The organism is Xenorhabdus miraniensis, from assembly GCF_002632615.1.
Map to the genome: position 1 here is coordinate 27,176 of NZ_NITZ01000026.1, position 18,567 is coordinate 45,742.

The window sequence follows — 18,567 nt, forward strand, 5'->3', positions numbered from 1 at the left end:
CTCCTCGCCATTCCCTGATGTCGTTCTCTGCGACATTAAATCAATTTTTATCTTTATAGGATGGGCGGGGACGCTATATCCGTCAGGTGTATTATCAGAATGGTGAGACAGAATAACGTTATTTTTCCCTGCCGGAAAAAGAATTCCCCCTTGACTGCATTATCGCTGTCCATTAGCGTCATCACGTTGATGAATGATCCGGTCGCTTATGAGGATCACCTTCGGGCAGCGACAACAACACTCCCGTAGCCTGAAAGGGAGTACACACTGTGTGGTACATCTGCGCCCCTTTGGAAGCAGATATCATCTTTGTCGATGATGAAGGTTATTTAATTCTACCTGGCACTACGCCAGTCACCCGGACGGGGAACATGCTTCCCGCCGGGCAAGGTGTTCTCCGTCTTTTTTATTGACAGGAAAACATCATGCAAAAAAGTGAACTTATCATGCTGGACAGCTCTGCGCTGTCTGCTGTGTTTCCCGGCAAAAAACCGCTGGAACGGTTGTTTCTGGGGTTTCTGATTGCCAATACCGCCACCCGGTTATGTGGAGAATACCGGTATGAATGCTGGGACAGGCGGGATGTTTCTGAGCAGCTGGCCTATATGGTGCCGACATCCGCCGCCACATATTCTGTCTGTCTGCCGGATACTATCACGCTTTCTGCCGATGCGTTCGGGCTGGCGGTGACGACAGCGGTGTTTGCCCGTATCGCGGTGCTGGATGAACCCGATGAGGATGCGTACCGGTTCGGCGAACTGCGTGAATATGCGCTGCAACACCCGGAAACCGAACTGATACGTGCCGTACTGGATTTAAGAGCGCCATATAAGGTGCTGAGTCCATCATTAATCTGTAGTGTCAATAATAATCATCACTGAGGTTATCAGCATATGTTGCTGTTAACCCTTCTCTTTTCTTAAGCGCCTGACCGGGGAGCCGAAAACACCTTCCCGACATCGGGCGGATGTTTTCTTTATTTGACATCAAATCAAGGAAATACAGATGAGCTCCATTTTTTTACCCGTGCCGGACAAGACAGAACCGGCCTTACGGGAAATTTTTACTGTGCAGGTCACCGGCCTGATGCAACACCCACAAACACCACAGTCACTGCGGGAGAAAACCGTGATGGTGTGCGAAGCATCCTCCATCACGGAAGCGGTGCAGCGGCTGAAGGTTATTCATCTGCTGGGCGACTGGCCGCTGCCGAAAATGTCGCCTGAGCAGGTCACGGGCATTTTTTTTCCGCTGACCGTCATGATTTATGACGCACAGGACAGAAAAGTGCTCGGTGGCCGGTTTTATGACGAGATTGTCTGGGCACAGCCGGTGACGGTGACGTCAGAACGCCTGTCACTGGAAAAACAACAGCACCAGTTGTGTCAGTCAGCCGTGCTTGAGCAGGGCTGGCAGAATACGCAGGCCGCCCGTGCATTGTGGCATGAGGCGCATTTACTGTCGCTGCATGTCGTTTCGCCCTGTTATCAACAGTGCAGTGAAGTGCAGGATATTCTCCGGCACGGACGACAGTCAGCGTTTAACATGTGAGGTATCACGATGGCCCCTTTACGATTAACCGTCTGGCAGGTCATTGCCGGCACGTTACTAAAACGGCATTTTGGCCTGAGCCTGAATGATACCGTACTGTGTGAAGCCGACACGGTGGCTGAACTGATAGCCAGTGGTGTTCTGCCCTTTGAAGCCATCAACGAGTTGGTGGATAAATACGATTTAACCCGGCTGAATGCGCAGGCTGTCCCGCTCAGTACACCGTATCTGGGTCTTCATGATGAGCTGCAAGTGATTTTCGACAGCGGTATTGCTGAGACGCTTTTCAGGCAGGACAGGCAGTAACCCTTTTTTCCATCACCCATCGGGGGAACTGTTCTCCCTGATGGTGCGGTTCCTCCTTTTTATTTTTACCAATCCAATGAGGAACATAACCATGGCAGACTGGTACACCAATCAATTAGAAATCACCGGCAAATCCGTTTGTCTCGATGTGATGCAGCAGTGGGTCTGTGGGGAAGAAACGCCCCGTTACCGTCAGGCGGTATTACAGAGTTTGCGCCTGTTTCTGGCGGGCTGTGCGGGGATACTGAAACCCACCAAACCGCAAGCCTATACGCCGTATCCGGAACTGATACGGGGTACGGCGGCACCCTCGGCGCAGAACCTGGCGTTTGAGCAGTGGCTGAAGCTGTTACAGGACAATGTACCGTTAAGCAGCGGCAACATTAAACGGATAGATAATTTGTACCGTCAGTCCTGTCTCAGCCTGCTGCGCTGGGAGAGTGTGCCGGAACCCGCACGTGACCTTATCGCCCGCCTCCTGACCCGCCAGTATACTGACTGGTTTGGGATGGTGGGCTGGTCTGAGACACCCGATATTGGCGTGTGCTGGGATAAACTGAATGCGTATCCGGAAACAGCACAACCCTGCGATATGCTGATGATGATGCCGACCCGGCTGGCCTGTGAAATTAACGGTAACAGCGGGTTGCTCAAGGGGATTGCCAGTACCGCGCAGTTTTACGATGAGCAATACGGTCTGGAATGGCCGTTCGGGCATCATGTCCGCTGGGAGCGCCGCAATGTCAGCAGCTTAATCGTGCGGTTTGATTCCCCGTGGGCACCGCCATCGGCCGAACTGATGGGGGAGCTGTCATCGGTGTTTGACTGTGAAATCCGCCACTGGTACAGCGAAGCATCAGGCCAGCTCAAAGGTTACGACTGCTATGACCAGGGCGAGCATGTGGACAGCGGTTATGGGCTGTCCGGGCGGGAAAACCGGCCGGCACTGTATCTGGTCAACGGTGAGAAAGCGGAAACCACGCTGGCCTTACCGGCCATTGCCGTCGGGCAGTAACACTTTGTTTAACGTCGTATCCACTGATTTTTACTTCAACCGAATGGGGAAGCACGTTCCCCTTTCGGAGCGTGTTTTCCTTTTTTTGTTTTATAAGGAAAACACGCAATGGCATCACGTCCTGACTATCAACATGAATTCATTTCGCTGTTTAAACAAACCGCCCGTTACCACAACCGCCATCAGGTCTTCCGGGATTTTTGCAACTGTGCGATGGCGGCGATCCACAATAGATACTGTTTCAGTGAAGAGCTGGAGCAGTATTACCTGAAAACCATCAATCAGTACGAACGGGAGGATGTTGACCGGATTGTGCAACTCTTTTCGACTACCGTGCTGGCACTGGCGGAAGCCCCCTGTGATTTTCTCGGCAGCGTGTTTATGCGGCTGGAGCTGGGCGATAAAGGCCTCCAGCAGTTCTTTACCCCCTGGAGTGTCGCCAGAATGATGGCGGAGATGCAGCTGCATGATGCAGCCGGGCTGTTGCAGACCCAACCGTTTATCACTCTTTTCGAACCCGCGTGTGGTGCGGGTTGTATGACTCTGGCGGCGGCCGACGTGCTGCGAGGGCAGGGGCATGACCCGATGTGCAGCCTGTGGGTTTCTGCGATTGATATTGACCCGCTGGCGGCCGTGATGGCGTATATCCAGCTGTCGCTGACCGGCATTCCGGCCGCCGTGACCATCGGTGATGCCCTGCATGAGGGTGACACCAAACGCACCCGTTACACGCCCGCGCATTATCTGGGTAACTGGTCGCAACGTTTGCAGGCCGATGAACAAGCGGCCTGAGTTTTTTTCACGCTCATCTGCGCCTTTCGGGGCGCTTTTTAGTTTTTAAATGATATTAAGGTGTTGATTTATGATGAAAATTAAGGTGACTCGGTAAGTCAGTTAATGGATGAACCGAGTCAGGTTAATTTTCATTTCCGCAAAAAGAGTTTCGCCTTGTTTCAGATTGGGATTCACCGACACTGAGCCAAATTTGAAAAGGAGAAAAGAGATGTTTGCACGTTTTAAATCGCATTTTACCCGTCAGCAGCCTGCGCCACAGAAAAAATCAGCCGAATCTCAACCGGAAGTTATGCATGATGACCGGGGCTATTTTCGTCCGCAATCTTCGGATGAACTGCTGGCCACGCCGGTGCGCCGACAGTCTCTGCAACAATTATGGCAAAACAGTACATTACCCGAAGGGCTGTATCAGCGTTTTTATCTCGCGCCGGTGAAGCAATTGCTGGGCAGCGTTCAGCAGGTGCCCGCCGCCTCGGCGGGGGAGTGGTCAGGCAGCGGCGGATTTGCTGACCTGACACTGCAATTTACCACCTGTGCGGTGCGGCTGGCAAAAGGGCATCTGCTGCCGCCCTGTGCCGCCCCGGAAACACAGGCGGCACAGGGGGTCTTATGGCAGGCGGTGGTGTTCTGGGCCGCGTTGTTTTACCACTTGCCCTTATTGCGGCAACTGGAAGGCGAGCTGGATGACGGGCATGTCTGGCAGCCGGGTGTCTGTGTCCCCGACAAACCGTTTCGTTTCCGCTTTCGCACACCGGAGAACATACCCCCGGTCCCTCAGGAAGTGTTACTGGCTGCCTGTCTGTTACCGGAAAAAGCCATGAAGTGGCTGGTTTCCGTACCGGCGGTCTGGGATTGCCTGATGCAGCATCTCAACGGGCGTCCTTCCACCGTTCCGCTGATTGATGCCTTGCTTCAGGACGCTGCGGGGCGGGTTAATTCCCCTTTGGTGAAATCAACGGTGCCGCCGTCTGCCGTGAAGAATACAGCTTGCTCTTCCGAAAGCTGCCCTGTGCCGGAAACACCATCAGCACCTCCCGTCAGTGACATGCAAAACCCGGTTTCCTCCACACCTGACGATACCCTGACATTATTGTCATTATTTCAGTCACCTGATGAATCTTCACAGCAAAATAAGGGAAAAAATCCCCCTCACGATTCGAAACTGACCAAACGGTCTGGGCTGAATAAAGAAAACATTGCGATTGATAGTCACTGTCATTCATCATTTAAATATAAATAATTCAAATGGTTATTTATATTTTATGGCCGAAAATCGATTTTGGACAGGAAACGGCAGGATGCCGTGATGATCTGAGGAAAAAATAACATGTTGCACACAGCAGAAACCATCAGTTGGGAAGCGTTATTAGAGGAGTACTTTTTTTCACATATCCTGAGACCGGACACCGAGTGGAGTTATCGCAAGGTCACACGGGGTTTTACCCGGTTTATGGGGGAAGCGGTCTCACCGGCGCAGGTCACTCACCGGGATGTGCTGCGGTGGCGGCGTCATCTTTTGCTGGAGAAAAAACAGTCGAGCCATACCTGGAACAATAAGGTGGCTCATATGCGGGCGATCTTTAATTTCGGTATGGAGCAAAAACTGCTGCCCCACACTGAGAATCCGTTTAATGATGCGGCAGTGAAAAAAGAAAAGAAAAAGAAGAAGATCCTGAGTGAATCACAGATAAACCGCATGAATCTGGTGATGGGGAAATTTGCTGAGGAAGAAAGAACCGCGGCGGCTCCACGGGGAGGGCGTTGTGCATTATATCCGACCGGGTATTGGATGACGGTACTGGCGACATTACGTTTTACGGGGATACGCCAGAACCAGTTGTTGCATCTGCGGCTGCGGGATATCAATCTGGAAAGCAATTATATTGAACTGGGTCTTGAAGGCAGTAAAAACCACTGTGAATGGGAGGTACCGATTGTCCAGCCACTCAAACCTCGGCTGGCGCAATTAATTGAACAGGCAATCGCGGCCGGTGCCGAAGCCGGCGATCCGATTTTTGACCTCAGCCGGCTGAATGTACCGCACCAAAGCCGGCTTTCCCGTTACAAATACGATATCGACAGGGAAAAACAGCAGCTCCGCTCTTTCTTTCGCCGGCTGTCCAGAGAGTGCGGCTTTGCGGTCTCTCCCCACCGTTTTCGTCATACGGTGGCCACGACCCTGATGAAATCGCCGGATCGTAATCTGCCGCTGGTGAAACGGTTACTGGGGCATCGTAATGTGGCGACCACGATGGAATACATTGATCTTGATATGGAAGTGACGGGCAAAACGCTGGAGCGGGAACTGGGATTGTATACCGATCGCGCTGATGAGAGTTCCGGTGAGAAGGAATAAAACGGCGTAAAAAGACCAGGGCGGGTCTCAGTCAGGATTGAGGAGGAGAGTATTGATTGAACCGCCCTGCATCCCGTGAAGTTTTCACCTGACTTGACATCAGAATCAATTACTGAAATCATTACCTTCAACGAGAAAAGGGTAACTGATAAAACAGCTACCCTGTAATCTTGTCTTAAATGTTCTTCTCAACTAAACAGTACAAATTGAACTGATTAGGATTTAACATTTTATTAACCATTGCTGGTTTTTCGCGCCTTTGTCAGGAAATTTAACAACCTTTGACAAACTCGCATGGAAACTTGGTGCCCGGAGGCGGAATCGAACCACCGACACGGGGATTTTCAATCCCCTGCTCTACCGACTGAGCTATCCGGGCTAACGGGGCGCATTAAACCGTATTCAGCCCAATCCGTCAAACACTTTCTGTGAAAAAATCATTAAAATTGATTGATCGCTGTATTTTTATACCAAATTAGTGTGGTTATTCAGCTTGGGCCGCTTTTTATTAACTTAATGCCCCATTTTTTCGGCATTTTGCGATGGTTAGAATATCTTCAGCCAGCAGTTTTGCCGTCAGGACATCTTCAAGATCTCTTTTCACGAGTAGCTTACTTAGACATCCTTCAAGGATAAGTTCCATCTGTTTGGCGACTTGTTGAACATCTTCAATATCGAGTTGCTGCAATAACTCCGTTGAGTAATGGAAGGAGTTTTGTTTTTGCAGTTCTGCCAATTGATGGATCGGATGGTTTGCATCAGGGAAAGTGCTGCAAGCCGCGATGAACAGACAACCCGGATAACGCTGTTCCTGTACTTTTTCCTTGAGAGCATCAAAACGTGCCAATAACTTTTGTTCAGGGTTCAAATCTTCATCCAGCAGAATTTGGCGTTGCCAGATTTCAATCTGTTGGCTGTGGTAGCGTAAGCAGTCGTAGAGCAGGGCTTCACGATCAGGCCAAAAATGTTTTATATGGTCAATATCAATATCCAGGGGAGTTAAAAGTGTCTCCAGTGTTGCTGACAGGCCATGTTGCTCCAATAAGTTCAGGGCATGGCTAAGCACATATTCACGTTGCACAGTGGCTCTCCTTCCAGATTATTTTTGTTGTAGGTGTTGTATTTGCTGCACATGCTGGTTAAAACGTTCTGCATTCATAAATCCACTGACTCGTGAATCGATTAACTCTTTTCCTTGAATATCAAAGAACAAGATAGTGGGCAGTCCTCTTACTTGCAATTTGTGTAGTAATTCTTTCTGTTTTGGCCCGTTATCCGTGACATTTGCCTGTAACAGGAGGAATTGACTCAATTGTGCCTGTACTTGTGGATCACTGAAAGTATATTTTTCGAACTCCTTGCAGGCCACACACCAGTCAGCATATAAATCCAACATAATCGGCTGTTGGCGATTTTCGGCTAAAATTTGGCTTAATTCTTGCCAGTCACTAATTTGTTGGAATTTTATTGCTGTCTTTTGCTGTTCTGTCGTAGGCGTTCCCCACACCCAATCTTGCAAGGGACGTGAAGAGATAAGTGCCAGAGCCAGCAAGATAATTTGTAAAACACGCAGCCAGCCGTTTTTGCTGTTTAATGTTAATGCGAAAGCCCATCCTAAGAACGCAACCGCCAGCATACTCCACAATCTGATGCCCCATGTGTCACCAAGAATGCGCTCCAGTAAGAATACCGGCAGAGCCAGAATAATGAACCCGAGGGCTTCCTTAACGTACTGCATCCACGGGCCGCTGCGAGGCAGGAGTTTGTGGCCGAATAATGTGACAGCGATAAGCGGTAACCCCATACCCAGCGCGTAAAGATAAAGAGTCAGGCCGCCAACCAGCGTATTACCGCTTTGGGCGATATAGAGCAAAATGGCGCTGAGAGGTGCAGTCGTACAGGGGGAGGCAATCAACCCGGCTAAGGCTCCCATACTAAATACGCCAATATAAGAGCCACTTTGCTGTTTGTTGCTCCAATCCACCAAACGAGTTTGGATAGAAGAAGGAAGTTGCAGGTTATATAGCCCGAACATTGATAGGGCGAGCAAAATAAATAGCACTGACAGCCCGATCAAAATGTAAGGGCTTTGCAGGGCAATCTGAAATTGCAGACCCGCAGCCGCGACGATTAGTCCAAGCACGGTATAAGTAAGCGCCATTCCCTGAACGTAGCTCATGGCGAGCCAAAATATTCGTTTCAGGCTTTCGGGGCGTTTCTGGCCCAAGATAATGCTGGAAATCAGCGGATACATGGGCAATACACAAGGCGTAAAAGCGATACCAATGCCAATCAACAATGCCCATAATGGGGAAAATGGAACGTCATGTTCTTTGATTGGGGGACTTTCCTGTTGCGATACTGTGGTTTCATTATTTGATTGGTCTGAAGCAACTACCGCTTGTAATGGTACGCTTAATGTTTCAGGAGGATAACAATAACCCGCCTCTGCACATCCCTGATAAATTATCTCAAGAGAAGCGTCATTGGTGGCGGATAAAATAGGAACATCAATGCGCGCTGATTGAAAATAAACTTCACTCTTCCCAAAAAACTCATCCTCATGATCTATTCCCTTGGCATAAACCATTTCACCCAATGAGGCTTGCTTGGGAATAATCTTGAATTGTTTTCGATAAAGGTAGTAACCGGGCTTGATATCCCAGTTCAGAGTGAGTTTATTTCCTTGTTGCTGAAAATCAAACATGAATGCCTGATCAGCAGGAAGGTAGAGACTTTGCCCCGGTTGTTCAAACAGTGCGTTGGCTTTGATAGGAGAAAAAGCGATACCGCTGAACAGCAGAAACAACATGAGAATACGTTTCATCATAAGTAATCTTTGGCCTGCCTGTATCGTGGAATTGATTCGTAAAATTTATTTAGTCAGCACTATAACCGATGACGCTCATAGCAGAAAGCCACTTGATTAATATTAATACAATGCTGTTCTGAGAGGAGAAAAAAGATTTTTACGATGGAAATATTTCAGGGGCGTTACTTGCCCCTGAAATAATATTTTCCAATGTTCGATTAATAAAACTACAAAATCATGCCGCCAAACAGAAAGCCGAATGTGACAGCCAATACAACGGCAATGGTTCCCGGAATAAAGAATGGGTGATTGAAGACAAAACGCCCAATACGCGTGGTTCCTGTATCATCCATCTGCACCGCTGCAACTAATGTTGGATAAGTTGGCAGGATAAAGAGACCGGAAACCGCAGAGAAAGAAGCAATCGCGGTTAATGGCGTAACATGCAGCGCCAGTGCCATGGGCATCAGAGCCTTCGCTGTGGCTGCTTGTGAATAGAGCAACGCTGAACAGAAGAAGAAAATGATCGCCAACAGCCATGGTTGGGCATGAATCAGGCTGCCCGCTGTCTCTTTGATCCAGTCAATATTAGCCTGTACAAAAGTATCTCCCAGCCATGCAACACCCAAGATACAGATACATGCACTCATACCCGCTTTAAAGGTACTTGAGTTCAGGATGGCATCGGTATCAACTGAGCAAATGACAGTGGTGAGGGTGGCAACACTGAGCATGATGATGAGAATGGCATTGGTGGTATTCATCAACGGTTTTTCAACCAGCCCAACGCTCGGGCTGTTGATAATGGCATAGATGACAACACTAATGACCCCCAGCAAGAACAGGAAAACAGACAATTTTGCTTTGGGTTTGATTTGAATTTGGCTGGCACCGCGCATTTCTATCAGATTATCCGCAAGGCGCTTTTGATAAATCGGATCATTAGACAGCCTGGAATCAAAAAGCCATGAAATAATGAATGACATCAGAATGATGGCACAAAACGTTGCGGGTAGTAACACCATCAGCAAGTGAATATAACTGATGCCTTGCTCTTCCATAACTGATGCCATATAAACGACTGCCGCAGAAATAGGGGAAGCCGTGATCCCGATTTGAGCAGAGACAACAGCAGTAGAAAGTGGCCGGCAAGGCTTGATGCCCTGCTCTTTGGCGACTTCTGCAATAACGGGCAATGTTGCCAATGAAATGTTTCCCGTGCCGGCAAATAAAGTCAGAAAATAAGTGACGATAGGTGCCAGGATGGTGATGTATTTCGGATTCCTCCGCAGTAATTTTTCAGTCTGCTGAACTAAATAGTCCAGCCCTCCCGCCACTTGCATGGCAGATATTGCTGCGATAACAGCCATGATAATTGAGATAACATCAAATGGAATATGGCCAGGTTTAACACCAATGGCTGCAAGGATTAATACGCCAATACCTCCTGCAAAACCAATACCTATTCCCCCTAATCGTGCCCCCAGAAAAATGGCCAGCAGAACAATAACCAATTCTACGGCTAACATGTTACGTACTCCTTAATTTATTTAATCTTATGAAAACTTATGGTTAATACTTTGTGTTTGCAGACAATTAAAAAGGCACGCTTCCGGTTGGAATGGCGTGCCTTAATAATTAAGACGAACTCGTTATTATAAACATTTAATCAGTCATCAAAACGTTTTGCTTTATAAGTTGGATGTTTTAGGTTCTCAACGGAGAAAATATCATCTAACTGAGCTTCGGTCAGCAAGCCGCGCTCCAGCACAACTTCACGAACGCTCTTACCTGTTTCAGCACAGATCTTGCCCACGATATCGCCATTGTGGTGACCAATGAATGGGTTCAGATAAGTGACGATACCAATAGAGTTGAATACGAAGCTTTCGCACACTTCTTTATTGGCTGTAATACCGTCGATACACTTCTCAACCAGATTACGGCAAGCATTGCTCAGGATAGACATAGATTCAAACATGGCCTGACCAATCGCGGGTTCCATGACGTTAAGCTGCAACTGACCGGCTTCTGCTGCCATAGTGATACAGGTATCGTTACCAATGACTTTAAAGCAAACCTGGTTAACAACTTCTGGCACAACCGGATTAACTTTAGCTGGCATAATTGAAGAACCTGCCTGCAATTCTGGCAGATTGATTTCGTTCAGGCCAGCGCGAGGGCCAGAAGAGAGCAGGCGCAAGTCATTACAAATCTTGGACATCTTAACCGCCAGACGTTTCAACGCGCTGTGAACCATCACGTAAGCGCCGCAGTCGGAAGTTGCTTCGATCAAATCTTCTGCTGGTTGGCAAGGTAATCCTGTGACCTCGGCCAATTTTTCAATGACCAATTGTTGGTAACCTGGCGCAGTGTTCAAGCCAGTACCGATCGCAGTCGCGCCGAGGTTCACTTCCAGCAGCAGTTCTGCCGTGCGGGCGATGTTTTTGATTTCTTCTTTTAACAAAATAGAGAAAGCACGGAATTCTTGGCCCAGTGTCATTGGAACAGCGTCTTGCAACTGGGTACGACCCATCTTCAGGATATCGTCAAATTCAGCGCCTTTTCTGTCGAATCCTGCTTTCAGAAATTCAATGGATTCAATTAATTGCATCAATGAGTTATAGACAGCAATACGGAAACCAGTAGGGTAAGCATCGTTGGTTGACTGGCTTCTGTTCAGGTGATCATTCGGATTCAGGTACTCATATTCGCCTTTTTTATGTCCCATCAATTCCAGACCGATATTCGCCAGTACCTCATTGGTATTCATGTTCAGAGAAGTACCTGCGCCGCCTTGGAAGACATCAACAGGGAATTGGTCCATACATTTGCCAGTGTTGAGGACTTCATCACAAGCTTTGACAATAATATCTGCAACTTTTCCTGGAATAGTATGGAGTTCTTTGTTTGCCAGTGCCGCAGCTTTTTTCACCATGACCATGCCACGAATGAACTCTGGGACATCGTTGATAGTACGGTCACTGATATAAAAGTTTTCAATCGCACGCAGAGTGTGAATACCATAATAGGCATCAGCAGGGACTTCTCGTTTACCTAACAGGTCTTCTTCGATACGAATGTTGTTTGACATGAGAACCTTCTTAAAATTGGATACGTTTTTTTTACTGTTCTATTACGTGTTTGTTTAGAATAATGTTGCCGGCGACAATTGCCTTGATATTAATCACTTATCATGGAATTGTGTGCGCGATCATATGTGGATTTATTATAAATGCCTTGAACCTGGATCACTTTATAGTGCTATTTTATTAATGAAATCACATATGTGTGATTGAAGTCACGATTACAGAGATGGAAAGTCAACTTTCTGAAGTATTGAAAACTGTTATTATCATCCCCACATTATGTGATCTAACGCCATATTGTGTGTATTTGGCACAATATGAATGCTAAATATTGTGATGAATGATATTTACTGCGATGAACAATAAATAGTGTGAACGACAAATAAATAATGAAAGGAGAACCACGTGCGCTGGCTCCCACTTATTCTTATATGCCTGCTGGTTTACATCGAGTCTGTCCTGTTTGTCCGGATTGCCTCTGAAGTTGGGGTTTTGCTGACCCTGCTGCTGGTTATTCTTACTTCTTGTCTTGGTGTGTCTCTTGTACGTAATCAGGGCATTAAGAATTTTATGTCTATGCAGCAAAAAATTGCAGCGGGTGAAAGCCCTGCCGAAGAAGCCATCAAAAGTGTTTCTTTGGTCATTGCGGGATTTTTACTGATTGTGCCCGGTTTTTTCACTGATTTTCTCGGGTTGCTGCTGCTGCTGCCCCCTGTACAGAAACTTCTGACGGCAAAGCTGTTGCCCCATATCAATTTTTACCGCCCCAATGCCTTTGATGGTTCGAATAATCATAGCTCGAGCCACCAGAACGGGCAGACCTTTGAGGGAGAGTATGAGCGTAGGCAAGATGACGCTTCCTATACATTGGGCGGTCAGAAACCAGATGATCAAAAAAACCATGATGAATCTGGCAGTGAACATAATAAAAAATAATGGTGTCTGCTTAGATTGAAATTTCAATGGGCAATAAAAAAGTAAAATATTTTTTGGCGACACCCTTGAAGTACCGATCTTAAGCCCCAACTTGTAGCTTCATGGTACTGGTTCTGTTGGGTTCTGGTATCAATCCTCTTACCTGATATGGACTTTATTTATAGGAGATCTATCAATGAAAATTCGTCCATTACACGACCGCGTTATCGTCAAGCGTACAGAAGTTGAATCGAAATCCGCTGGCGGGATTGTTCTGACTGGTTCTGCTGCGGGCAAATCCACCCGTGGAGAAATTTTGGCAGTTGGCAATGGTCGCATCCTTGAAAACGGGGACGTGAAAGCGCTGGATGTAAAAGTGGGTGATACCGTCATTTTTAATGAAGGTTACGGCGTTAAAACAGAGAAGATCGATAATGAAGAAGTATTGATCATGTCTGAAAGCGACATTCTGGCAATTGTTGAAGCGTAATTTAATCTCTTGCGCTTAGATCTTCTTAATTGAACGAATTTAAAGGAAAGACACAATGGCAGCTAAAGACGTAAAATTTGGTAATGATGCTCGTAGCAAAATGTTACGCGGTGTGAATGTACTGGCTGACGCAGTTAAAGTTACTCTGGGTCCTAAAGGCCGTAACGTAGTTTTGGATAAATCTTTCGGTGCACCTGTTATCACTAAAGACGGTGTATCTGTAGCACGTGAAATCGAATTGGAAGACAAATTCGAGAACATGGGCGCGCAGATGGTTAAAGAAGTTGCTTCTAAAGCCAATGATGCGGCAGGCGATGGTACTACTACTGCAACAGTACTGGCTCAAGCTATTGTCACCGAAGGTCTGAAAGCTGTTGCTGCTGGCATGAACCCAATGGATCTGAAACGTGGTATCGACAAAGCAGTTATCTCTGCCGTTGAGGAGCTGAAAAAGCTGTCCGTACCTTGCTCTGATTCCACTGCTATTGCACAGGTTGGTACAATCTCTGCAAACTCCGACGAAACTGTAGGTAAACTGATCGCTGAAGCGATGGACAAAGTCGGTAAAGAAGGTGTAATCACCGTTGAAGAAGGTACTGGTCTGGAAGACGAACTGGATGTTGTTGAAGGTATGCAGTTCGACCGTGGTTACTTATCTCCTTATTTCATCAACAAACCAGAATCAGGTGCTGTTGAACTGGAAAACCCATACATCCTGTTGGTTGACAAGAAAATTTCCAACATCCGTGAACTGTTGCCAGTTCTGGAAGGCGTAGCCAAGGCAAGCAAGCCTCTGGTTATCATCGCTGAAGATGTTGAAGGTGAAGCGTTGGCAACTCTGGTTGTTAACAACATGCGTGGTATTGTGAAAGTTGCTGCGGTTAAAGCACCTGGCTTCGGTGATCGCCGTAAAGCGATGCTGCAAGATATTGCAACTCTGACTAACGGTACTGTTATCTCTGAAGAGATCGGTCTGGAGCTGGAAAAAGCGACTCTGGAAGATCTGGGTCAGGCAAAACGTATTGTTATCAACAAAGACACCACTACCATCATTGATGGCGTAGGTGAGGAAGGTGCAATTGCTGCACGTGTTACTCAAATCCGCCAGCAAATCGAAGAATCCACTTCTGACTATGACCGTGAAAAACTGCAAGAGCGCGTAGCTAAACTGGCAGGCGGTGTTGCTGTCATCAAAGTTGGGGCAGCGACTGAAGTTGAAATGAAAGAAAAACGCGCTCGCGTTGACGATGCTCTGCACGCAACCCGCGCGGCAGTAGAAGAAGGTGTTGTTGCTGGTGGTGGTGTTGCTCTGGTTCGTGTTGCTGGCGCTATCGCTGGTCTGACCGGTGACAACGAAGATCAGAACGTGGGTATCCGTGTTGCAATGCGTGCCATGGAAGCGCCAATGCGTCAGATCGTAGACAACGCAGGTGAAGAACCTTCTGTTGTTGTGAACAACGTGAAAGCAGGTAAAGACAACTACGGTTATAACGCTGCAACTGAACAGTACGGCGACATGATCGAAATGGGTATCTTGGATCCAACTAAAGTAACCCGTTCTGCACTGCAATTCGCAGCTTCTATTGCTGGCCTGATGATCACCACCGAAGCGATGGTGACTGAACTGCCTAAAGATGACAAAGCTGACTTAGGCGCAGCTGGCGGCATGGGTGGCATGGGTGGAATGGGCGGCATGATGTAATGCTGTTCATCCTGATGATGGAATTGCCCATCCGTTAGGACAAAACTTTGAAGGCGAGCAGGAAAAACTTGCTCGCCTTTTTATTTTTTTGTCTTAATTGAAAACAAAAGGGTATATTTATCATCATGGTAGAAATTCCTATAACCAATGAGGGAAGTTATGCGAATTAAAATTTTGCTTGGTGCGTCAGTGTTATTATTGGCAGGATGTACAACGAATCATCAGTTAACCTCTGCTGGTGCTAATGTGCAATTTGTGGAGACTCAACCGGGCAGTGAATGCCAGCGGTTAGGTGAAATTACCGGTACGCAAAGCAACTGGCTCAATGGCGTTAGCGGCGAGAGCAGCTCTATGCGCAGTGCAGCCAATGACTTACGCAATAAAGCGGCTGAAATTGGTGGAAACGTTATCTATGGCGTAAACAGTCCATCAGAGAATTTGCTGGGTAGCTTTGTACCTCTTGATAGCAAAATGGTTGGTCAGGTCTATAAGTGCCCTTAGGTATTAATGGCAGAAAAATAAAAGAGATAGCCCCGTAGATGAGGTGGTGTTGTTTATCCGATGTGGATGTAAAAATCGATGGGGTTAGTGAAAAATAAGTTTGGGCAATGCTCAGAAAAAACGTTTCGAAATAGCGGGAATGACATTTACGTTTGGTTTCTGGCGCTGCCCATTCTGGAAAAACTAATTTTGTTTTAACTCTAAATCCAGCGGTGTTTTGCTTGGTTCCCCTCCAATTTCCCTTGTCAGACAAGGCACTAAATAACCGGATACCTTTGACAATAACTCCCGAATGATGGCTTTCGCTTCTCCATCACTCACAAGAAAATGGGCAGCGCCTTGAACTTTATCCAGAACGTGGATGTAGTAAGGCAAAATACCTGCATCAAATAACGCATTACTTAAATCAGCCAGAGTATCTGCGTTATCATTGACATCACGCAGCATCACACTTTGATTTAACAGAGTCACACCAGCTTGTTTTAGCCTCATCATACTTTCCCGGAAGGCATCATCAATTTCATTGGCATGGTTGATATGGGTGACCATGATCACTTGCAAATGGGCCTGTGCTAAGCGATTACACAGTGAAAGCGTGATTCTGTCAGGGATAACAACTGGCAAACGCGTGTGGATCCGCAGCCGCTTAATATGTGGGATAGATTCGATGTGACTGATTAACCAATCCAGCTCATGATCTTTTGCCATCAGAGGATCACCACCGGAAAAGATAATTTCATCAAGCTCAGGGTGTTGAGCGATATAATTCAGAGCAAGTTGCCAATTGTTTTTATTGCCCTTGTTATCTTCATAAGGGAAATGGCGGCGGAAGCAATAACGACAATTTACCGCACATCCCCCTTTGACCAATAACAAGGCACGATTGTGGTACTTATGCAATAAGCCAGGTACAACACTGCATTGTTCATCTAATGGATCGGTGGAGAAACCAGAAGGCGTAGCAAACTCTTCCCGGGAAGTCAGGACTTGCAATAGCAGAGGATCGCGGGGATCGCCTTTTTTCATTCGTGCTACAAACGCTCTTGGCACACGCAGGGGAAATAAACGCTTTGCCTCATTACCTTCTTTCAATATGGCATGCGTGTTTAAAGACAATAGTTGCAACAATTCATTCGGATCAGTAATAACATCCGCAAGTTGTTTTAGCCAGACTTCTCTGACAGGGTGAATATGGGTTATAATGTGTGCCATTTTTTGGCTAAGCCATTTTGTTAAAAATTAGAGGATCTCCATGGCTACTTATAGTACCAATGAATTCCGTTCAGGTCTTAAAATCATGTTAGATGGCGAGCCGTGCGCTATTCTTGACAGCGAATTTGTTAAACCAGGTAAAGGACAGGCATTTGCCCGTGTCCGTCTTCGTAAATTGATTTCTGGTAAACTGCTGGAAAAAACTTTTAAATCAACAGATTCTGTTGAAAGCGCAGATGTCATGGATGCCAACCTGACTTATTTGTACAACGACGGTGAATTTTGGCATTTCATGAACAACGAGACTTTCGAGCAATTAGCTGCGGATGAGAAAGCTGTTGGTGACAATGCAAAATGGCTGATCGATCAGGCAGAATGTATTCTGACTTTGTGGAATGGCCGTCCTATCGCTGTAACCCCACCAAACTTCGTTGAACTGGAAGTGGTTGAAACCGATCCAGGTCTGAAAGGCGATACCGCTGGTACTGGTGGTAAACCAGCAACCCTGAGCACGGGTGCTGTGGTAAAAGTGCCTCTGTTTGTGCAGATCGGTGAAGTCATTAAAGTTGATACCCGTTCTAACGAATACGTTTCTCGCGTTAAATAATCGAGCCCGTTATTCTAGAAAAACCGCAACCTCTCCGTCCAGAGGTTGCGGTTTTTTGTTGTCAGCCGTTGGTCGTTATTATTGCAGCAGTCAGATCGGGTAGCTATAATTCAGCTTCATTTCTTATCGTTATTCGGGACGACTCGGATAAACGTCATCTCATTGGGGACGACCCCACTTGTCATCATATAAAAAGGGGAAGACATGTCTTGGTTGATCCTTCTTATTGCGGGTTTGTTAGAAGTGGTGTGGGCGGTAAGCCTGAAATATACGCATGGTTTTTCACGTTTGATTCCGAGCCTAATTACGATCAGTGCGATGATTGTTAGTGTGGGGCTACTGGCCTATGCCATGAAAAATCTGCCGGCAGGAACCGCATATGCAGTGTGGACAGGCATTGGTGCAGTGGGAACGGCAATTTTTGGCATTATGGTACTGGGAGAATCAGCGAATTTTGCCAGAATTTTGAGCCTTGGCTTGATCGTTGTGGGTATTATCGGTTTAAAGCTAGCGAGTTGATGTTTTATAAATGGATCGATTTGTAAATGGATCGGCTTATAGTTGAAAGACTTCCGCGAGACCAAGAACAATTTACTGTCGAGTGTGTTGAAAAACCGGATATTACTTCCGTTCCTGAGCATGGCGGCGGTCTTAGCCACTGTCTTGCTGGGTGGCTGGGGAATGAGTACCTATCAGGAAAGCCGGCTTTTGGAAAACTGGAAGGCGATCAACGCCCAGAAAGAGACGCTGACCCAATTGGAGAAACGCACGGACGGAGTGGACATAATCCAAAACAAGGACGGGTTATTTGTCGTGCTGCCGGAGGGAGCGAAAACGGAAGACAACGCCACGCTGTTGGAACAAGTCAGTTACTTGAGGAATCAAGTGATCGAATTGACCACGCAGCTCCAGCAATTCGGGAATGTTTACAGGCAGAACAGGTGATAAGACAGCAGAAACTGGAACGAGCGGAACAAAAAAAATAAGCCCTGTCGTAGTAGTTATGGGCCAAGTAGGTAATTCCTAGAATAGGTAAAAACCATCTTTGCAAAGATGGTTTTTTCGAAAGTGATGATTAAAAATGAGCCTGTTCACCATTTTGTGTAAATGCCATTTCTTAGTAGTGACCGTCAAGGCGGTCACCGAACTCAATCATAAAACGACTCATCGCCATTCGCCAGTCTTGAAGTGGCATCGTCCATTTCTTTGAGGCGGC

Annotated in this window: 20 protein-coding genes and 1 tRNA gene; 15 read left to right on the forward strand and 6 right to left on the reverse strand. The window is 46.9% G+C overall.

Annotated elements, in window-relative coordinates:
- The first annotated feature begins 99 nt into the window (after nucleotides 1-99).
- The 8 genes from Xmir_RS25795 (at nucleotide 100) to Xmir_RS18915 (ending at nucleotide 6,023) form a co-directional block, all read left to right on the forward strand.
- Nucleotides 100-249 (forward strand): hypothetical protein, encoded by a 150-nt coding sequence (locus Xmir_RS25795; RefSeq protein WP_167386015.1) that lies wholly within the window; start codon nucleotides 100-102, stop codon nucleotides 247-249.
- 176 nt (nucleotides 250-425) lie between these two features.
- The gene (locus Xmir_RS18885; protein ID WP_099115662.1) at nucleotides 426-881 is read left to right on the forward strand and encodes an antirestriction protein; all 456 of its coding nucleotides are present in this window, start codon (nucleotides 426-428) and stop codon (nucleotides 879-881) included.
- A gap of 124 nt (nucleotides 882-1,005) precedes the next feature.
- Nucleotides 1,006-1,551 (forward strand): hypothetical protein, encoded by a 546-nt coding sequence (locus tag Xmir_RS18890; protein ID WP_099115663.1) that lies wholly within the window; start codon nucleotides 1,006-1,008, stop codon nucleotides 1,549-1,551.
- Nucleotides 1,552-1,560: 9 nt separating this feature from the next.
- Nucleotides 1,561-1,857 (forward strand): TA system toxin CbtA family protein, encoded by a 297-nt coding sequence (locus tag Xmir_RS18895; protein WP_099115664.1) that lies wholly within the window; start codon nucleotides 1,561-1,563, stop codon nucleotides 1,855-1,857.
- A gap of 91 nt (nucleotides 1,858-1,948) precedes the next feature.
- Nucleotides 1,949-2,872: a DUF1281 domain-containing protein gene (locus Xmir_RS18900; protein ID WP_099115665.1), complete on the forward strand. Its 924-nt coding sequence runs from the start codon at nucleotides 1,949-1,951 to the stop codon at nucleotides 2,870-2,872.
- A 108-nt stretch (nucleotides 2,873-2,980) separates the two neighbouring features.
- Nucleotides 2,981-3,664 (forward strand): N-6 DNA methylase, encoded by a 684-nt coding sequence (locus Xmir_RS18905; protein ID WP_099115666.1) that lies wholly within the window; start codon nucleotides 2,981-2,983, stop codon nucleotides 3,662-3,664.
- Nucleotides 3,665-3,875: 211 nt separating this feature from the next.
- Nucleotides 3,876-4,907, forward strand: coding sequence for a TraI domain-containing protein (locus Xmir_RS18910; protein ID WP_099115667.1), 1,032 nt, complete (start codon nucleotides 3,876-3,878; stop codon nucleotides 4,905-4,907).
- An 87-nt stretch (nucleotides 4,908-4,994) separates the two neighbouring features.
- Nucleotides 4,995-6,023, forward strand: a complete 1,029-nt coding sequence (locus Xmir_RS18915) for a tyrosine-type recombinase/integrase (RefSeq protein WP_099115668.1) — start codon at nucleotides 4,995-4,997, stop codon at nucleotides 6,021-6,023.
- Between the two features lie 303 nt (nucleotides 6,024-6,326).
- Here Xmir_RS18915 and Xmir_RS18920 read toward each other — a convergent pair.
- From Xmir_RS18920 to aspA, 5 genes are all read right to left on the reverse strand, one after another.
- A tRNA-Phe gene (locus Xmir_RS18920) sits at nucleotides 6,327-6,402 on the reverse strand.
- Between the two features lie 129 nt (nucleotides 6,403-6,531).
- Entirely contained in the window at nucleotides 6,532-7,104 is a 573-nt protein-coding gene (gene dicD / locus Xmir_RS18925; RefSeq protein WP_099115669.1) for a division control transcriptional repressor DicD, read from the reverse strand.
- A gap of 18 nt (nucleotides 7,105-7,122) precedes the next feature.
- Nucleotides 7,123-8,853 (reverse strand): protein-disulfide reductase DsbD, encoded by a 1,731-nt coding sequence (locus Xmir_RS18930; RefSeq protein ID WP_099115670.1) that lies wholly within the window; start codon nucleotides 8,851-8,853, stop codon nucleotides 7,123-7,125.
- A gap of 209 nt (nucleotides 8,854-9,062) precedes the next feature.
- Nucleotides 9,063-10,364, reverse strand: coding sequence for an anaerobic C4-dicarboxylate transporter (locus tag Xmir_RS18935; protein WP_099115671.1), 1,302 nt, complete (start codon nucleotides 10,362-10,364; stop codon nucleotides 9,063-9,065).
- Nucleotides 10,365-10,504: 140 nt separating this feature from the next.
- Nucleotides 10,505-11,929, reverse strand: coding sequence for an aspartate ammonia-lyase (gene aspA / locus Xmir_RS18940; protein ID WP_099115672.1), 1,425 nt, complete (start codon nucleotides 11,927-11,929; stop codon nucleotides 10,505-10,507).
- Nucleotides 11,930-12,329: 400 nt separating this feature from the next.
- Between aspA and Xmir_RS18945 the strand changes: the two genes are divergently transcribed.
- The 4 genes from Xmir_RS18945 (at nucleotide 12,330) to Xmir_RS18960 (ending at nucleotide 15,532) form a co-directional block, all read left to right on the forward strand.
- Nucleotides 12,330-12,860, forward strand: a complete 531-nt coding sequence (locus Xmir_RS18945; protein WP_099115673.1) for an FxsA family protein — start codon at nucleotides 12,330-12,332, stop codon at nucleotides 12,858-12,860.
- A gap of 175 nt (nucleotides 12,861-13,035) precedes the next feature.
- Nucleotides 13,036-13,329, forward strand: a complete 294-nt coding sequence (locus Xmir_RS18950) for a co-chaperone GroES (protein WP_038260433.1) — start codon at nucleotides 13,036-13,038, stop codon at nucleotides 13,327-13,329.
- A 55-nt stretch (nucleotides 13,330-13,384) separates the two neighbouring features.
- On the forward strand, nucleotides 13,385-15,031 hold the full coding sequence (gene groL, locus Xmir_RS18955; protein ID WP_099115674.1) for a chaperonin GroEL: 1,647 nt from the start codon (nucleotides 13,385-13,387) through the stop codon (nucleotides 15,029-15,031).
- A gap of 159 nt (nucleotides 15,032-15,190) precedes the next feature.
- Nucleotides 15,191-15,532 (forward strand): DUF4156 domain-containing protein, encoded by a 342-nt coding sequence (locus Xmir_RS18960; RefSeq protein WP_099115675.1) that lies wholly within the window; start codon nucleotides 15,191-15,193, stop codon nucleotides 15,530-15,532.
- A 183-nt stretch (nucleotides 15,533-15,715) separates the two neighbouring features.
- Here Xmir_RS18960 and epmB read toward each other — a convergent pair whose 3' ends face one another.
- Nucleotides 15,716-16,744, reverse strand: a complete 1,029-nt coding sequence (gene epmB / locus Xmir_RS18965; RefSeq protein ID WP_099115676.1) for an EF-P beta-lysylation protein EpmB — start codon at nucleotides 16,742-16,744, stop codon at nucleotides 15,716-15,718.
- Nucleotides 16,745-16,784: 40 nt separating this feature from the next.
- Between epmB and efp the strand changes: the two genes are divergently transcribed.
- The 3 genes from efp (at nucleotide 16,785) to Xmir_RS18980 (ending at nucleotide 18,337) form a co-directional block, all read left to right on the forward strand.
- A complete protein-coding gene (gene efp / locus Xmir_RS18970) occupies nucleotides 16,785-17,351 on the forward strand; it encodes an elongation factor P (protein ID WP_099115677.1) in 567 nt (188 codons plus the stop codon).
- 204 nt (nucleotides 17,352-17,555) lie between these two features.
- Nucleotides 17,556-17,870 carry a quaternary ammonium compound efflux SMR transporter SugE gene (gene sugE, locus Xmir_RS18975; protein ID WP_099115678.1) on the forward strand — a complete coding sequence of 105 codons (315 nt, stop codon included), beginning with the start codon at nucleotides 17,556-17,558 and terminating at the stop codon, nucleotides 17,868-17,870.
- Nucleotides 17,871-17,896: 26 nt separating this feature from the next.
- Nucleotides 17,897-18,337: a hypothetical protein gene (locus tag Xmir_RS18980; RefSeq protein WP_099115679.1), complete on the forward strand. Its 441-nt coding sequence runs from the start codon at nucleotides 17,897-17,899 to the stop codon at nucleotides 18,335-18,337.
- Nucleotides 18,338-18,567 lie beyond the last annotated feature (230 nt).

Bases quoted from the DNA above. Each gene is read 5' to 3' on its own strand.
- Xmir_RS25795 (WP_167386015.1), top strand. From the start codon at position 100: ATGGTGAGACAGAATAACGTTATTTTTCCCTGCCGGAAAAAGAATTCC.
- Xmir_RS18885 (WP_099115662.1), top strand. From the start codon at position 426: ATGCAAAAAAGTGAACTTATCATGCTGGACAGCTCTGCGCTGTCTGCT.
- Xmir_RS18890 (WP_099115663.1), top strand. From the start codon at position 1,006: ATGAGCTCCATTTTTTTACCCGTGCCGGACAAGACAGAACCGGCCTTA.
- Xmir_RS18895 (WP_099115664.1), top strand. From the start codon at position 1,561: ATGGCCCCTTTACGATTAACCGTCTGGCAGGTCATTGCCGGCACGTTA.
- Xmir_RS18900 (WP_099115665.1), top strand. From the start codon at position 1,949: ATGGCAGACTGGTACACCAATCAATTAGAAATCACCGGCAAATCCGTT.
- Xmir_RS18905 (WP_099115666.1), top strand. From the start codon at position 2,981: ATGGCATCACGTCCTGACTATCAACATGAATTCATTTCGCTGTTTAAA.
- Xmir_RS18910 (WP_099115667.1), top strand. From the start codon at position 3,876: ATGTTTGCACGTTTTAAATCGCATTTTACCCGTCAGCAGCCTGCGCCA.
- Xmir_RS18915 (WP_099115668.1), top strand. From the start codon at position 4,995: ATGTTGCACACAGCAGAAACCATCAGTTGGGAAGCGTTATTAGAGGAG.
- Xmir_RS18930 (WP_099115670.1), bottom strand. From the start codon at position 8,853: ATGATGAAACGTATTCTCATGTTGTTTCTGCTGTTCAGCGGTATCGCT.
- Xmir_RS18935 (WP_099115671.1), bottom strand. From the start codon at position 10,364: ATGTTAGCCGTAGAATTGGTTATTGTTCTGCTGGCCATTTTTCTGGGG.
- aspA (WP_099115672.1), bottom strand. From the start codon at position 11,929: ATGTCAAACAACATTCGTATCGAAGAAGACCTGTTAGGTAAACGAGAA.
- Xmir_RS18950 (WP_038260433.1), top strand. From the start codon at position 13,036: ATGAAAATTCGTCCATTACACGACCGCGTTATCGTCAAGCGTACAGAA.
- groL (WP_099115674.1), top strand. From the start codon at position 13,385: ATGGCAGCTAAAGACGTAAAATTTGGTAATGATGCTCGTAGCAAAATG.
- Xmir_RS18960 (WP_099115675.1), top strand. From the start codon at position 15,191: ATGCGAATTAAAATTTTGCTTGGTGCGTCAGTGTTATTATTGGCAGGA.
- epmB (WP_099115676.1), bottom strand. From the start codon at position 16,744: ATGGCACACATTATAACCCATATTCACCCTGTCAGAGAAGTCTGGCTA.
- efp (WP_099115677.1), top strand. From the start codon at position 16,785: ATGGCTACTTATAGTACCAATGAATTCCGTTCAGGTCTTAAAATCATG.
- sugE (WP_099115678.1), top strand. From the start codon at position 17,556: ATGTCTTGGTTGATCCTTCTTATTGCGGGTTTGTTAGAAGTGGTGTGG.
- Xmir_RS18980 (WP_099115679.1), top strand. From the start codon at position 17,897: ATGGATCGGCTTATAGTTGAAAGACTTCCGCGAGACCAAGAACAATTT.